Source organism: Pseudomonas cavernicola (genome assembly GCF_003596405.1).
Lineage (GTDB): Bacteria > Pseudomonadota > Gammaproteobacteria > Pseudomonadales > Pseudomonadaceae > Aquipseudomonas > Aquipseudomonas cavernicola.
The window spans coordinates 2,463,462-2,479,791 of sequence record NZ_QYUR01000002.1 but is presented as its reverse complement, the minus strand read 5'-3'; the positions used below and the strand labels follow the sequence as shown (position 1 = coordinate 2,479,791).

At 60.7% G+C, this 16,330-nt stretch carries 8 protein-coding genes and 1 pseudogene; 3 read left to right on the top strand and 6 right to left on the bottom strand.

Annotated elements, in window-relative coordinates; all coding sequences use genetic code 11:
* Position 1: 1 nt before the first annotated feature.
* Together D3879_RS11790 and D3879_RS11785 are read right to left on the bottom strand one after the other, a co-directional pair.
* Positions 2 to 2,161 (bottom strand): type I secretion system permease/ATPase, encoded by a 2,160-nt coding sequence (locus tag D3879_RS11790; RefSeq protein ID WP_119954423.1) that lies wholly within the window; start codon positions 2,159 to 2,161, stop codon positions 2 to 4.
* A gap of 41 nt (positions 2,162 to 2,202) precedes the next feature.
* Entirely contained in the window at positions 2,203 to 3,558 is a 1,356-nt protein-coding gene (locus D3879_RS11785; RefSeq protein WP_119954422.1) for a TolC family outer membrane protein, read from the bottom strand.
* Positions 3,559 to 4,017: 459 nt separating this feature from the next.
* Between D3879_RS11785 and D3879_RS27840 the strand changes: the two are divergent.
* From D3879_RS27840 to D3879_RS11775, 3 genes and pseudogenes are all read left to right on the top strand, one after another.
* A pseudogene (locus D3879_RS27840) lies at positions 4,018 to 4,425 on the top strand (retention module-containing protein); the annotation flags it as partial.
* 186 nt (positions 4,426 to 4,611) lie between these two features.
* Positions 4,612 to 11,232 carry a VCBS domain-containing protein gene (locus D3879_RS11780; protein ID WP_238474226.1) on the top strand — a complete coding sequence of 2,207 codons (6,621 nt, stop codon included), beginning with the start codon at positions 4,612 to 4,614 and terminating at the stop codon, positions 11,230 to 11,232.
* Positions 11,233 to 11,305: 73 nt separating this feature from the next.
* On the top strand, positions 11,306 to 11,647 hold the full coding sequence (locus tag D3879_RS11775; protein WP_119954420.1) for a tryptophan synthase subunit beta: 342 nt from the start codon (positions 11,306 to 11,308) through the stop codon (positions 11,645 to 11,647).
* A gap of 283 nt (positions 11,648 to 11,930) precedes the next feature.
* On the opposite strand, the gene lapD is transcribed toward D3879_RS11775, so the two are convergent.
* The 4 genes from lapD to D3879_RS11755 all read right to left on the bottom strand — a co-directional run bounded on the left by lapD (position 11,931) and on the right by D3879_RS11755 (position 15,889).
* A complete protein-coding gene (gene lapD, locus D3879_RS11770; RefSeq protein WP_119954419.1) occupies positions 11,931 to 13,877 on the bottom strand; it encodes a cyclic di-GMP receptor LapD in 1,947 nt (648 codons plus the stop codon).
* Between the two features lie 9 nt (positions 13,878 to 13,886).
* Positions 13,887 to 14,543 carry a cysteine protease LapG gene (gene lapG, locus D3879_RS11765; RefSeq protein ID WP_238474225.1) on the bottom strand — a complete coding sequence of 219 codons (657 nt, stop codon included), beginning with the start codon at positions 14,541 to 14,543 and terminating at the stop codon, positions 13,887 to 13,889.
* Between the two features lie 139 nt (positions 14,544 to 14,682).
* On the bottom strand, positions 14,683 to 15,081 hold the full coding sequence (locus tag D3879_RS11760) for a YbaN family protein (RefSeq protein ID WP_119954417.1): 399 nt from the start codon (positions 15,079 to 15,081) through the stop codon (positions 14,683 to 14,685).
* Between the two features lie 220 nt (positions 15,082 to 15,301).
* Complete coding sequence (locus D3879_RS11755; RefSeq protein WP_119954416.1) at positions 15,302 to 15,889, bottom strand: UPF0149 family protein; 588 nt, start codon at positions 15,887 to 15,889, stop codon at positions 15,302 to 15,304.
* Positions 15,890 to 16,330: the final 441 nt, after the last annotated feature.

Sequence of the window (16,330 nt, the reverse complement as noted above, 5' to 3'; positions counted from 1 at the left end):
CCTAAACCGCTGCCGGGCCAACGCGGCCCTTGCGCAAGGCTTCGATCACCGCCTCTTTCGGACCGTCGGCGACAATATGGCCGTTATCCAGCACGATCAGTCGATCCACCAGGCTGAGCATGGAGGAGCGATGGGTGATTAGCAGCAGCGTTTTGCCTTGTGCCCAGGTGTGCAGGCGGTTACGGAGGATCTCCTCACTGGTGTTATCCATCGCGCTGGTCGGTTCGTCGAGCAGCAGAATCGGCGGGTCGAGCAGCAGGGCGCGGGCGAGTAGCACCGCCTGACGCTGGCCGCCGGAGAGCAGTTGGCCGCGCTCGCCGACTGGGCGGTCGAAGCCTTGCGGATGTTGCCGGGCCAACTCACTGACCCCGGTCATCTCGGCCACTTCGAGCATGCGCGCATCGCTGACATAGCGGGCGCCGAGGGTCAGGTTGTCGCGCAGGCTGCCAGAGAGTAGCGGCAGGTCATGGGCGACGTAGCCAACCTGATGGCGCAGGTCGGCGACGTCGAGTTGGCGCAAGTCGAGACCATCCAATAAGACCTGGCCTTCATCCGGGGTATAGAAACCCATCACCAGTCGCGCCAGGGTGCTTTTTCCTGAGCCACTGCGGCCGATGATGCCGATGCGCTCGCCTGGCGCCATGTGCAGGCTGATATTGGCCAGTGCCGGAGTGCTTTGTCCTGGGTAGCGGAAATTCACCTGGTGCACATCCAGTGCACCTTTCAGATGGGTACGTTCCAGTGGCCGTTGTTTGGCCTGGCGCTCCTGTGGCAGGGCCATCAGCGCGTCGGTGCTTTTCATGGTGACCTGAGCTTGTTGGTAGCGGGTGATCAGCCCGGCTATCTGCCCAAGCGGGGCCATGACCCGGCTGCCGAGCATGTAGCAAGCAACCAGTGCGCCGACGCTCAGGTCGCCGGCGATGATGCTGTAGACGCCGGCGACTATGGTGGCCATGCCAGTGAATTGCTGGAGGAACAGGGTGCCGTTGGTGGCCAGCGCGGAAAGGTGGCGCGCGTGCGCATCGAGGCGGGTCAGCGCGCCATGGGTGGTTTCCCATTTGTGCTGACGCTCACTTTCGGCACTGCAGGCTTTCAGTGTTTCCAGGCCGCCAAGAGTTTCGATCAAGAGGGCTTGGCGCTCGGCGCCGAGGGCCAGACTCTTCTGTACGGTGTCCCGCAGTCGCGACTGGATGATCATGGCGAAGAGGATGGTGATCGGGAACGCCAAGAGCGGAATCACCACGATCCAGCCACCGAGCAAGCCGATCACCACCATCATCAGTAGCGCAAATGGCAGGTCGATTATGCTGGTCAGGGTCACGGCGGTGAGAAATTCACGCAGGCCTTGGAAGTCATGGATGCTTTGGGCGAAACCGCCGACGCTGGCGGGCCGGGCTTTCATCGACATGCCGGTGATGCGCTCGAAGAGCGTGGCAGAAAGCACCACGTCGGTTTTCTTTCCCGCGACATCGAGCAGATGGGCACGGATCACGCGTAAAAGCAGTTCGAACACGGTACCGATCAGCAGGCCGATGGACAGCACCCAAAGGGTCGTGGTGGCCTGGTTGGGGACGACGCGGTCGTAGGTTTGCATGACAAACAGCGGGACCATCATCCCCAGCAGGTTGATCAGCAAGCTGGCCAGAATCGCGTCGGTGTATAGCCAGCGCGAAAGCTTGAGGGTATCGCGGAACCAGGCTTCGACCCGAGGTACCAAGGGGGTGCGCAGGTCTTCCAGTTCATGTCGTGGTCGGGCGAACAGCGCTTGGCCACTGTACTCGGCAGCCAGTGTTTCGCGGCTGACCCACTGCTCACCACCTTCCGCCTCGCTGGGCAGAATCAGCGCCTGGTTCTTTGGCCCCCATTGGCGCAGCACCGCACTGCGGCCGTCTTTCAACAGCAGCAGAACAGGCAGATTGAGCGCTGAAATGGCGCCCAGTTCGCGGCGCAGCAACCGGCCCTGCAACCCTGCCCGCGCCGCCGCCCGGGGCAGGAGTTCGGCGCTAAGCCGTTGCTCGGGCATGGGTAAGCCTGCACTCAGGCTGCCACGGCTGACGGAGCAATCGTGCAGATTGCAGAGGATCAACAAACCGTCCAGCAACGGATCATCGTGGCTAAGCCGCGGATCTCCGGTTGGTCCTGTCCGTTCCATGGTCGTCACGGTCTACTGCTCCTAAGCCGGTACTTCGTCATTAGCCAGTACTACTTCATTTCCGGTAGCTGAGCCTCACTCTTCACCTCGGTCATAGCAGTCGCTTCAGCCGGAAGAACAGTGCCTTGAGTACGCAGCAACTCGCCCATGGCAGACATCACCCGGTACATGGAGAACTCTTCGGTGTAGCGCACCTCGGTATAGCGCCGATTGGCGGTGAAGAGTTCGTTCTCGCTGTCTAGCAAGTCGAGCAGGGTGCGTTGCCCCAGGCTGAACTGTTGTTGATAGGCCTCGCGAACCCGTGCGGTGTAGTCCGCATAGTCGCGGGCTTTCGGGGTTTGCAGGCGGGCATTTTCCATCGCGTTCCAGGCCAGCGAGATGTTCTCGTTGATAATCCGTAGCGCATTGTTACGAATATCCATCGACTGGTTGATCTGGTAGGCGGAGGACTGCAACCGCGCCTTGTCGCGCATGCCGTTAAACAAGTTGTAGTTCATCACTACTCCGGCGCGCCAAGAGTTGTCGTGGCCTTCGTCACCTTGAGTGTTGTTATTGGCCGCAGTCGCCAGTTCCGCATCGAAGCGTGGATAGAACGGTGCCTTGGCCGCTTCATATTGCTTCTCGGCAGCCACCACGTCGGATTGTGCGGACTTCAGGAAGGGGTTGTTCGCCATCACTGACTGCCGCGCGGCACCCAGGTCGGCGGGTACTTCGCCCTTGATCGTAGTAGGCGACTCTAGCTCATCCGGCAGGCGCCCGACGGCACTGAAGAAGCTGGACTCGGCATCGGCCAGGTTGACCTGTTCGGTGTAGAGGTTGTTTTCCGCCAGAGCCAGGCGTGCTTGGGATTGGTCAAGGTCAGCCGTGCTACCCACGCCACGCTGGCTACGCAGACCAATCTGGTCGTTGATGCGTTGGTGCGCCTGCAGGTTGTTCTTGGCCAATACGACCATTTCACGGCGTTTAAGCACGTCCAGATAGACCTCGACGGTGCGTAACGCCAGGCTTTCCGAGGTGCCCTGAACGAAATAGGCCCGCGAGTTCACCACGGCTTTAGTGCGTGCGACTTCATTCGGGGTGTTGAACCCATCAAAGAGCATTTGCCGCAAGCGCAGCTCGGAAGTGCCATAAGTCAGCGTTTCCTTGTTGTGGCCCACCAGCCCGCGGGTAGTCGGGTTGTCAGATTTCTCGCGGCCATAACCGGCGAGTGCGTCGACAGTCGGGAGATAACCTCCCTTCGCGACCTTTACTTCTTCATCCGAGGAGAGCCGGTCGTTCATGCTGGCCTGAATCTCCGGATGGTTATCCACCGTGTTCTGAATCGCCTGCGATAGCGTCATCGCTTGAGTTTGAGCGCAGGCCATCGCCAGTAGCATGCTGCTCCACAGGGGGGTCAAGACGCGCATGAGGTGCTTCTCCATGTTCAGATGTTTTGTCCTTGTGCCAATAATTTGGCTAATTTGCCCGTTAAACCGTTTCAGCCTTGTAACATCAGAGCTAAGAACATCTATAGGAGAAGCTAAGACAAAATCCTCACAATAATTATGTCGAAAGAATCTTATGCACTCTGCCAAAACCAGCCCACTGTTTTTCCCTAAGAGCCACGTTGTTCGCGGCATAAGGATTTTTGTGTGACTAAAGCGGACGGTCAAATACGGTTTAAAGCGTAAGGGGCGGGGACTTATCTGATGGAGTCGTACGATGCTGGCTATGGCGATATTTTTTTGACGTCATGGCTTTTTGATGTGAGGGTGTCGTTCCATTTTCTCAGTTGATTTCTTCGCACACCCTCGGTTTTGAAAGGTGTTTTGACCCTTTTGAAATACCTGTCGACGGTTGTCGACAGCTGTAGTGAGGAAGGAATCATGGCTACTTCAATCGGTGTCGTCAGTCAGGTTGTCGGCGAGGTCTACGCGGTAGCTGGCGATGGATCGCGCCGACCTCTTACCGAAGGTGATCGCGTCTTCGCGGGTGAACGGTTGGTTACTGGCGCGGCCGGCGCCGTTGCGGTCACCCTGCCCAACGGTCAGGAGCTGACTCTGGGCCGCGATAGCGACTTGGCGCTCGACGAGCAGATGATTGCCAGGGGCCATGGCTCCCCGACTGATGCCGAAGCAGCCCCTGCAACGGTTCCTAGTGATCAACAACTGACCGACGTTGAAAAACTGCAGGCCGCCATTGAGGCAGGTGTCGACCCGACTCAAGCGGCTGAAGCCACAGCTGCGGGCCCAAGGGCAGGTGGTGCCGGTGGTGCTGGCGGCGGCCACTCCTTTGTGTTGCTGGATGCAGTGGGCGGCGCGGTTGAGCCAGTGATTGGCTTCCCTACTGCGGGACTCAACAGGGGGCCTGAATTCCCGGATCCCGATGTGGCTGGGGCAACTGAGCCTGCCCCTCCGCCTGAGAACAATGTGCCCGGGATTACGGTGGATTCGGGCAACGGGGGCGGCAATGACCAAACCTTGGAAGCAGATTTGGCCGCCGGCTCGAACGCCGCCAGCGGCGCCGGGCTTGCCACCGGTACCTTCACCCTGAGCGATGCCGACGGCCTCGACGACCTGCAGAGCGTCACCGTCAACGGCACCACCGTGGCACTGGCCAGCCTGGTTGGCAGTGTGTTTGCCGGCACTAACGGCACCTTGACCATCACCGCCTACGACAGCGCGACCGGGGTGGCCAGCTACAGCTATGAGCAGACCAGCCCAACCACCGACGGCCCTGGAATCGAAACCGACAGCTTCAGCCTGACGGCCTCGGACGGCAGCGCCACGTCGGCGCCGGCCAGCATCGTCATCGAAATCGTCGACGATGTACCGAACGCCGTGAACGACAGCAGCAGCGTCGCCGAAGACGCGCTCGCCACGCTTAGCGGCGAGGTGCTGAGCAACGACCTGCACGCCAATGGCCAACCGGGCGCCGACACCCCGATCAGCTTCGTGGCCTGGGGCAGTACCGCAGCCAGCTTCGTCAGCTTTACGGACACCGGCAGTGGTACCTACAGCTACAGCCTGAACAACGCCAACCCGGCGGTGCAGGCGTTGGACAGCGGTGAAAGCCTGACCGAGACCTTCAGCTACACGATGCAGGATGCCGACGGTGACACCGACACCGCGACCCTGACCATCACCATCACCGGCAGCAACGATGGGCCGCAGATCACGGTCGATTCGGGCAATCCAGGCAGTGAGGGGGGTAACGACCAGGTCTTCGAAGCCGGCCTGGCGGCCGGCTCGAACGCCGCCAGCGACAGCGAATTCGCTACGGGTACCTTCAGCCTGAGTGATGCCGATGGCCCCGACGACCTGCAGAGCGTCACCATCAACGGCACCACCGTGGCACTGGGCAGCCTGGTCGGCAGCGTGTTCACCGGCACTCACGGCAGCCTGACCATCACCGCCTACGACAGCCTGACCGGGGTGGCCAGCTACAGCTATGAGCTGACCACCCCGACCACCGACGGCCCCGGGCTTGAAACCGACAGCTTCAGCCTGACGGTCTCGGACGGCACGGCCTCGTCGGCCCCGGCGAGCCTCGTCATCGAGATCCTCGACGATGTGCCGAACGCCGCGGATGAGGGTATCAGCATCGTCCAAGGCGCGCTCAGCGTGCTCATCGGCAACGTGCTGAGCAACGACCTGCACGCCAACGGCCAAGCGGGCGCCGACAGCCCGACCAGCTTCGTGGCTTGGAGCAGCACCGCGGCCAACTTTGGCAGCTTCAGCGATACCGGCGGCGGCAGTGGCAGCTACAGCCTGGACAACCTCAACCTGCTGGTGCAGGCCCTGGACAGCGGTGAAACCCTGAGCGAGAGCTTCAGCTACACCATGCAGGACGCCGATGGCGATACCGCCAGCGCGAGCCTGACCCTCACTATCACCGGCAGCAACGACGGGCCGCAGCTCAGCGTCGATCCGGGTAACGAGGGCGGCAACGACCAGGTCTCCGAAGCCGGCCTGGCGAGTGGTTCGGCTGCCGCCAGCAACAGCGAGTTCGCCACTGGCAGCTTCAGCCTGAGCGACGCCGACGGCCTCGACGACCTGCAGAGCGTCACCATCAACGGCACCACCGTGCTGCTGAGTAGTCTGGTCGGCAGATCGTTCGCCGGCACTAACGGCACCCTGACCATCGACGCCTACGACGGCCTGACCGGGCTGGTCAGCTACACCTACGAGTTGACCAACCCGACCATCGATGGGGCCGATAGCGAGAGCGACGTCTTCAGCCTTACCGTCTCGGACGGCACGACCACGTCGGCGCCGGCGAGCATCGTCATCGAAATCATCGATGACCTGCCGTCCGCCGTAGACGACAGCAACGGCATCACCGAAGACACGGTCGCCGCGATCACCGGCAACGTGCTGAGCAATGACCTGCACATCAATGGCCAACCGGGTGCGGACATCGCGACCAGCTTCGTGTCCTGGAACAGCATCGCAGGCAACTTCGGCACCTTCAGCGACACCGGCAACGGCACCTACAGCTACGTCCTGAACAACGCCAACCCGGCGGTACAGGCGTTGGACAACGGTGAAACCCTGACCGAAACCTTCACCTACAACATGCAGGACGCCGATGGAGACCCTGGCATCGCGACCCTGACCATCACGATCACCGGCAGCAACGACGGGCCAGGGGTCAGCGTCGATCCGGGCAGCGAGGCTGGCAACGATCAGGTCTTCGAAGCGGGCCTGCCAACCGGCTCGAATGCCGCCAGCAACAGCGAGTTCGCCACCGGCACTTTCCGCCTGAGCGACGCCGACGGCCTCGACGACCTGCAAAGCGTCACCATCAACAACGGCTCCCCTGTGCTGCTGGTCAACCTGGCTGGCAGCGTGTTCACCGGTAGCCATGGAAAGCTGACTGTCACCGCCTACGACAGTCTGAATGGGGTAGCCAGCTACACCTATGAACTGACCAGCCGAACCACGGACGGCCCTGGTATCGAGAGCGACGTCTTCAGCCTGACTGTCTCGGACGGTACGACCACGTCGGCGCCGGCGAGCATCGTCATCGAGATCATCGACGATATGCCGTCCGCCGTAGACGACAGTAATGCCGCGTTCGCCTCGGAGATCAATCCGACCCTGAGCGGCAACGTGCTCAGCAACGACGTGCAGGGCGCCGACCGGGTGGCTGGTGGACCAATCCAGCCGGCGGTTTTGCAGGGCATCTACGGCACCCTGACCCTGAACGCAGACGGCTCCTACAACTACCAACTGGACCCGAACGATCCGGACTTCCTCGCCCTGGGCGGGGGCGGCAGCGCGACCGAGACCTTCGGCTACACCCACACCGATGCCGATACCGACAGCGACACTGCCGATCTGGTGCTACAGATCAGGAACAAGGACGATGACATCCAGATCAAGGATCTGGATGTCCCGGGCGGCGAGCATAGCGTCGACGAAGACGACCTAGCGGACGGCTCGGACCCGGACAAGGAACCCACCACGGTCAGCGGCAGCTTCAAGGTGGAGGCCCAGGATGGGATTCTGAACCTGAGTGTGCATGGCCTCAGCGTTGTGGCGGGTGGCGTGGTCAACGACTTCCCGCAGTCGGTAACGACCCCGCTGGGCAAACTGACCATCACTGGCTATGAAGCGGATGAGGGCATCGTCAGCTACAGCTACACCCTGCTGAACAACGGACAGCACGCGCCGGGTGCGGGCGAGAACCTGCTGGCCGAGCACTTCGAGGTGGTGGCCGAGGACGTGGACCATGACGTGGACACCGCATTCCTCGACATCAACATCGTCGACGATGTGCCGACGGCGCATGCTGACAGCAACAGCGTGACGGAAGGGGGCGTGCTCAGTGGCAACGTGCTGACCGATGGCCTTGATGACGTGTTCGGTGCGGACGGCCCGACGGCGGGTGGCGGCGTGGTCGGCGTGAAGGTCGGCAACGATACCGTGACCCCGGCCAGTGGCAGTGTGGGTATAGCCTTGGAGGGCAGCTTCGGGACGTTGACGCTGCATGCCAACGGCACCTACACCTACGGCGGCACCCCTAACGTGGCGCCGCCGGCCGGTGCCACGGATGTATTCACCTACACGGTCCAGGACGGTGATGGCGACCTGTCAACCACCACGCTGACGATCAACCTGAGCGACAGCGGGCTGACTGCCCCCGCCGACAACGATGCGCTGGTCTACGAGAAGGCGCTGGATACGAATGCCCTGCCGGATGGCGCCGACCTGGCGGTCGGATCGGTGACCGGCAGCCTGCCGGGCAGCAGCGGCGAGACGGATGCGAGCAACCAGCTGAATGCTTCGGGTGGCTTCGGGACGCTGAGCTATGCGGTGGTGGGCACCGGGGTTGGCAGCTTCGGCACGATCCAGATCAGCAGCAATGGCAGCTATGTCTACACGCTGACCGCGCCGGTCACCAGCAATCCGGCCGCCGATGACGGCGCCAACACCGAGGACAACCGCGACAGCTTCAGCTACACGGTGACGGACGCCAACGGCAACACCCGCACAGGCAGCATCACCGTCGACATCGTCGACGATGTGCCGACGGCGCATGCCGACAGCAACAGCGTGGGTGAAGGTGCGCTGCTGACGGTGGATGTGGCCGGCGGTGTGCTGAGCAACGACGAGGATGGCGCGGACGGCTTTGCCGCGGGCGGTGGCGTTGTCGGCGTGCGGGCGGCGGGCGGCGACACGACGACGGCCGTGACGAGCGGTGTTGGTGGCAGCATCGTGGGGCTGTATGGCACCCTGACCCTGGCGGCAGACGGGTCCTACAGCTACCAGTCGAATGCGAACACGATCAGCGGCAATATCGCGGACGTGTTTGTGTACACGGTCCAGGACGGTGATGGCGACCTGTCGACCACCACGCTGACCATCAACCTGAGCGACAGCGGGCTGACTGCCCCAGACGATAACGACGCGCTGGTCTACGAGAAGGCGCTGGATACGAATGCCCTGCCGGATGGCGCCGACCTGGCGGTTGGGTCGGTGACCGGCAGCCTGCCGGGCAGCAGCGGCGAGACGGATGCGAGCAACCAGCTGAATGCTGCGGGTGGCTTCGGGGCGCTGAGCTATGCGGTGGTGGGCACCGGGGTTGGCAGCTTCGGCACGATCCAGATCAGCAGCAACGGCAGCTATGTCTACACGCTGACCGCGCCGGTCACCAGCAATCCGGCCGCCGATGACGGCGCCAACACCGAGGACAACCGCGACAGCTTCAGCTACACGGTGACGGACGCCAACGGCAACACCCGCACGGGCAGCATCACCGTCGACATCGTCGACGATGTGCCGACGGCAATGGCTGATACCGATTCGGTTATTGAAGACCTCGATACAACAGCGACTGGCAACGTGGTGGTCGCCAATGATAACTACGGTGCTGATGGCGGCGTTGTGGTGGGTGTCAAGGCAGGCACGGATGTGGGAAACCCGGTCACTACCGGGGTCGGTATTGTGATAAACGGCCTTTACGGCACTCTGGTGCTAAATGCTTTAGGTTCCTACACCTATACCCTCAATAACAGCAGTCTTGCGGTACAGCAGCTTAACGTCGACTCAAATGTGAGTGATGAATTCACCTATACCATTCGTGACGCTGATGGTGATCAGGCAACCACTACGCTAATTATCGACGTTAACGGTATTAATGACCCCATACAGGGTGAGTTTGCTAAGGAAGTCTGGATGCCGGCAGATGTGGCACAGATGACGAACCCGTATGAGCAGGGTTATCCGCTGCAAATTAAAGTACCAACGGATATCGATGGAACTCTAAGTCTGACCATCACGGAGTTGCCGTTGTCAGGACAGATTGGTTACTACGATGCAACGAATGCCTTTGTGCCAATCAGCCTGGGCGTGCTTGATGTGAATTTAGTTGACGATCTGATCTACATTCCGGGGGTAGGCGCGGCGCCCGGTGATTTCTTATTCAAGTTCACTGTCGGTTCCAGTGATGGGGAAAGTGTGAATGGCAATTTTGTTATTCACACAGTGCCCGCCAATAGCGAGCCGGCGCAGGAGGTGGTAATTGGCGATGGCAAGACCCCCCTTACTTCAGGTAATGATCAGAACAAAAATATTCTATTGACTCAGGAGTTCGCCAACGGGCTCATCAATAATTTGGCAACAGCGACTCTGGTGCTGTTTACCGACTACCAAAAGGCCCCCTTCGCTATCCCTATTCCCGCGAATGAGCGGGATATAGGAGGTGAAGTAGGCAATCACCGGGAAACTGAGGTGTCGGTTTCAATTACTGTGGATGGCATTGAGTTCAGTGTGCTTGAAGCCGACCCGGCAGGCAGCATAGATCAGGATTGGTTTTTTGATCCGGCAACTGGACTGATGCGCGCAGAGGTCGGCTTTACCCAAACTATGCAGGTTGGCAATCCATCGGTCTCTCTGGATGACTACTTGCTCGCCAATCCGCCGGCGGCGGGTGATACATGGACGTTGACCTATTTCGATAACGATGGCGGGAATTTTCAGGCGCGTTACGTGAAAGGCGAGTTCTTTTACAACAGTCCAGGTGACCCCGGCATCATGGTGGTCGGCGATCCTAGTGTGCCGAACTTGATCTTCGGTACTACCTCGGGCGATAGCTTGACGGGTGGCAATGTTGACGATGTCATCAATGGCCGGGAGGGTAACGACCAGTTGTATGGGCTCGGAGGCAATGACCAAGTTGCTGGTGGATCTGGTCTGGATTTGCTTGTCGGAGGTCATGGCGATGATCTCCTGACGGGAGGAGATGGAAAAGACACCCTTGTGTGGAATTCCGGCGACGCGGGCGTCGATCACATCACCGACTTCTTTATCGACGGGCCCGACGTAGCAGGAGGCAACTCCGATGTGTTGGAGCTATCGCAGTTGTTGGTCGGCGAGACTGCGAGCGGGAATGTGTTGGATGACTACCTGAGCTTCACCTTCGCAGCCACCAGCACCACCATCAATGTACGGGCGACGCCCAGTGGAGCTGTGGTACAGCAGGTCGTGCTGGATGACGTGGATCTGTCCAGCGTCGCTTACTACGGCCCTACCGATGCGGCGACCATGATCGATGGCATGCTCAACGACAACGCCCTCAAGGTAGATAACGTCTAATCTCAAGCAAGCAGACAAGCCCGCCATCTTCACGGGTGGCGGGCTTTTTTATGGGCGGTTGCAGGAGGCACCTATGGTCTATGTGCAGCGTGACGAGCAGGGGCGGTTGTTGCGGGTGGCGCACGACCCTTTTGAGGGAATGACGGCAACCCTGGCGGAAGAGCATGAAGAGCTGCAGGCCTGGCTGACGATGCAGGAAGAGGTACGGGCACGGCTGGCTAGCTTGCAAGGTTCGGATCTTGAGCTGGTTCGGGTGCTGGAGGACTTGGTGGGGGTGTTGGTTAGCCGTGGGGTGATTCGCTACACCGATCTACCGGAGGCGGCACGGCGTAAGTTGCACCAGCGGGCGGAGACACGTTCGCAGTTGGGTGGTTTAAGTGGCTTGCTTGGAGATGGTGAGAGCGAGTTGATCTAGCGGGTAGCCGTTAGCTTGGCTGCAGGCGCAGAGCGTTCGGCTTGCCGGGGAGTCGAACTGGGCGTAGGAGCGGATTTATCCGCGATTGGCCCTCTCAGCCAATACAGCCGTCGCGGCTAAAGCCTCTCCCGCAAAGGCTGGGGGTGTTCTTTCGCGAGGACAGCGCCACCTTTTGTCCCGCTTCGCGGCTAAAGCCGCTCCTACAAAACAAAAGCCTGATGTCTGCACTGCCCCCGAGCCGCGCCTGCGGTCGAACGGGGGGCTTGGCGAGGCCAGCCAACAATTACGCCTTCCAGGGCGCCGGTGCGCCGATCAGACGGCCCATGGCGCCGTGAATGCCGAGTTCGTTGAGTACGGCGAGTTCGCCTTCGGTTTCCACCATCTCCGCTATCAGCGGCAAATCAATACTGTTGGTTGCGCGGAACATGGCTTCGATAAACAGGCGCTTGTCGCTTTCCTGATCGATGGCGCGAATGTAGGTGCCGTCGACTTTCAGGTAAGCGAGGCCGAGGTGCGTCAGATTACCGATCAGGCTGAAGCGGCCACCGAAGTGTTGCAGGCCAAGTTTAAAGCCGGCGTCATGCAGCGCCTGGCTCAGGCGCTCCAACTCGGCTGGCGGTGGTAGGTGGCGCTCGTCGATCTCCAGGGTCATCAGGCTGGCTTGTTGCGGGTGTTCTTTGAGTATGGCAACCATCCGCGCTTGGCTGTCCGGCTCACGCAGGGTCGCGGCCGATAGGCTGAGAGCGACGGGGTAAGGGTGTTGCGCGAGGTGGTCCAAGGTGTGCTCCAGCATCGCCAGGTCGAAGCGCGCGGCCCAGCCCAGGCGCTCGATCCAGGGCAGGAAGCGGCCTGCCGCAACGGCCTCGCCCTGTGGGTCGAGCAGGCGAGCAAGGACCTTCTGATGCAGCACCTTGCTGATGTCTGCACACTCCACCACCGGTTGGAAGTACAGCTGCAACTTGCTTTTGTTCAGTGCTTCGTCGATCCAGTTGCGCCAGTCGTTCAGGCCCTGGCTGGGAAGGGCATTGAAATCATCCAGGCGCTCCCAAGGCTTGCTCGGGTTGCTTTGAGCCTGCGCCAGAGCCTGATCGGCCCGACTTATGACGTGGTTAACCTCTTCGCCAGGGCGGAAGGCGGCGATACCAAGGTGGGCGACGGGTGTGCAATCGCTGGCACCGGTTTGCCGGAGGCTTTCCAAGCCATCACTCAGCTCCAGCGCCAGCCGGTCGGCATCCTCGCCAGCCAGACCCGGTGCGAGCAAGGTGAACTCGCCGCCGCGGCTGCGTGAGGCCAGCCAGTTGGCGCGGCTTGGCTGGTCGAGTAGCCGTTTGAGTTGCTCGCCGATGGCGGCGATCAGGGCATCGGTGCGTTGCCCGCCCAGGCGCTTGTTCAAGCCGCCAAGGTCATTGACCCGCAACAGAATCAGGTAACCCTCGGCGTTCTGTTCGTTAACGGCGAGCTGGTTGGCCAGGTTAATGTCGAACAACCGACGGTTGGCCAGGCCAGTCAGGCTGTCCTGATAGGCTTCTTCGCGCAGTTTTTCGCTACGTGCGGCTTCTTCGGCAAACAGGTTCTTCAGTTTCTCGACCATCTGGTTCATGGCCAGAACGACCCGTTTCAGTTCGGGTGTCCGTGGTACGTGCGGCAGGGTGAAGAACTCGCGGCGGGTGATGGCCTGAGCTTGCTGCACCATGTTGTCCAAGGGCTTTAACTGGGTGCGCAGCAGCCAGCCGCCGAGGATAGCGCTGAGCAACCCGCACAGCAGCAGCCAGAGCAGGCTGCCGATGGCGCTGTCCCACAGCTTGGCCAGGGCGAATTGTGGATGGCTGATCACTTCGACCCGCGCCACCTGTTCCCAGCCGCGCATGATCAGCGCATCGCCGCCTTGCGCCTGGAGGTTGACCAGGCTGGCGAACCAGCTCGGCACTGTCTCCGTAGTCGTGGTGCTGCGCCGCTCGACTATCACCTGTTCGTCCGCGATACGCATCACGCGGATGCTGGCGAAGTAGCCGCTATCGAAAATCGAGCTGACCATCAGCTCGATCATCGCCGGGTCGTCCACATGTGGCGTCATCGACAGCCCAAGCGCGGTAGCGGCGTCTTGCGCGTGGGAGCGCAGTTGGCTGAGCAACTGAGCACGCGAACTTTCTACCCCAGCGATAAAACTGCCGGTGAAGGCCACCACCAGAAACAGGCAGATGGCGAGAAATAGCTGCTTGAGTAGCGACATAACGTTCTCCTAACCCTCGCCAACGGCGAAGCCTTCGGCGTGCATTTTTTTCAACAAATCCTGCCAGCGCGACAGCTTCTTGGTGTCACGGCGTTTGCCGGCGGAACCAGGTAGATAGAGGCCTTCGGCATTGAAGGCATACACCGGCAGCAAGTCTTTACGTTGTGAGGCGGGGCGGATGTCGCCGATCAGGTTATCCAGTACCAACGGCTGCGCCATAGGGCTGGCGTAATAAGTCAGCACCATATGGGCCTGGTTGTAGTTCAGGGCCTTGACGTAGGTGATCCGCAGCTTTTCGCTGGGGATGCCGAGGCGGCGTAGGGTGAAGTACTTGGCGATGGAGTAGTCCTCGCAGTCGCCAGCACCTTTGACCAGCGCCTCGATCGGCGTGGCCCAGTAATCGTTCTGACGCCAGATGCGGCTGTCGTCGACAAAGCGCAGTTGGCGGTTGAAGAAGCGATTAACCGCGCTGAGCTTTTCACTCTCAGGCAGTTCGCCGCTGCTCTCGATCAATGCGTTCCACTCTTCGATCCGACCCTTGGCGGGGCCGAGGCTGCCGTAGCGGGTTTCGGCATTCTGGATGATTACGTCAAAGTCCCAGTTAGCCCAAACGCTAGCGACGCCAATGATCAGGCAAAACAGCAGGCACCAGCCCAAGCAAGCCATTAGCGGTCGCGGTTGCCGTCCATGAGTGCGCTGCCGAGGCTGCATATGCCGCGTCTCCGCCGAAGATGGCCTTAGTCTAGGCAGTACGCCGGAGTTTTGCCGGGCAGAGGTTATTCAACAGGTCGTTGGGGGCGAGGCATCAACGATTGGGCAGGGTTTTCTGCTTGAGGATGTAGAGGCTGACCAAGACCGCACAGCTGAGCATAAACGCGCGGGCCCAGGGTAGCGGTACCAGGTAGCAAGAGAGAGCGATGCTTAGCCACATCAAACCGATGGCGTAGACCTTGCCCTTGAGTGGGATACCGTGGCCGTCGAGGTAGTCGCGAATCCACGGGCCGAGCTTGGGATGGCCGACCAGCCAGAGATAGAAGCGCTGTGAGCTGCGGGCAAAGCAGGCGGCAGCCAGCAGCAGGAAGGGTGTGGTCGGCAGCACCGGAACGAAGATGCCGATCACGCCGAGCACTACGCTCAACCAACCGACGGTCAGCAGGCTATAGCGCACGGCGGAGTGACGGCTTTCGCGGACTTCGTGGTCCATCCTCGCAACCTTAGAAGCTGTTTTCAAATTGTCTGCGGGCTTCGCGCGTGATGCTGCGTTAAAAATGGCTTCGGAATGCTCATTTACAGCTCGTAAACTCCGCTTCCTCGGCCATTTTGACTCACTACGTTCGCCCTGCGGGCCAGCCTACGGCTGTTACTCCGCTTCGCTACGTTGCGCCTTGCCTGACCTTCGCTCGCCGATTTTGAAAAACACCTTCTTAATGGTGGCGCGGCTTGAGCAGCGCTGGCTTCTCGTCGGGGGCGTTGCAGAGCAGGAACAGCGCAGTGAGCAGCTCCGGGATTTGCTCGACCATGTCGTCCATCAGGTTACGATCACGGGCGATATCGATGAACTCGGGCTGTTCATCGAACAAGCCGGAACCGACCATGATCGGCAGCAGCAGCTCGCTGACTTCGTCTTCGGCGTCTTCGAACCAGGCGGCCTCGCGCAGGAACACGCCTTCCATAAAGCCAATGCACCAGCCGCGAATGTCGGAGTCGTCCGGCACTTCACCGAGGTCGAGCTCGCAGGGCAGCTCCAGATCATCATCGGCGCCCAGCAGGCGGGTGATGTGGGCTTTGAGCTGGATCAGCGTGGCTTCGATCTCTTCCCGTTCGGCATCGCTGCGGTAGTGCGGCGGTTCGGCGAACAGCGCGTCGATCCATTCGCGCTCTGGCGCTTGGTCGGGGCAAATCGACAAGGCGGTCAGGTAGCCGTGAGCGGCCACGTAGTCCAAGGCCTCGTCGTGCAGTTCGTCAGCGTCGAGGAAGGCTTGCAGGCGGGATAGTTGCTCAGCGAAGGACATCGTGGGACTACCTTAGAAGGACTTAATAAGGCTGGATTTTAGCCCGGATAGCCCAGCAAAGCGGCCGTGATCTGAGATTTTTTTCGATTTAAACCCACGCCACCCGGCGTGATGGCTGGAATGGCGGATATTCCAGACCGTGTAAAAACTACTGCGCTCCGTTATACGGCGTTAAAAACAGGCTCAAAATGCTCATTTACACCACGTAAACTGCGCTTTCTCGCCAGTTTTGACTCGCTGGCGCTCGCCCATCGGGCCAACCTGCGGCTGTTACTCCGCTTCGCTGCGTTGCGCCTTGTCTAACCTTCGCTCGCTACGTTTTTACACAGTCTGACCCTGGGGGGTTGGCATGCCCATGGCCGATGGGCGTCGACCTCTGCAGGCGGTCGCTCGCGTATACTGCGCGGCTTTGTGACGGCGCTCGGGCGCCACCCGCCGGCT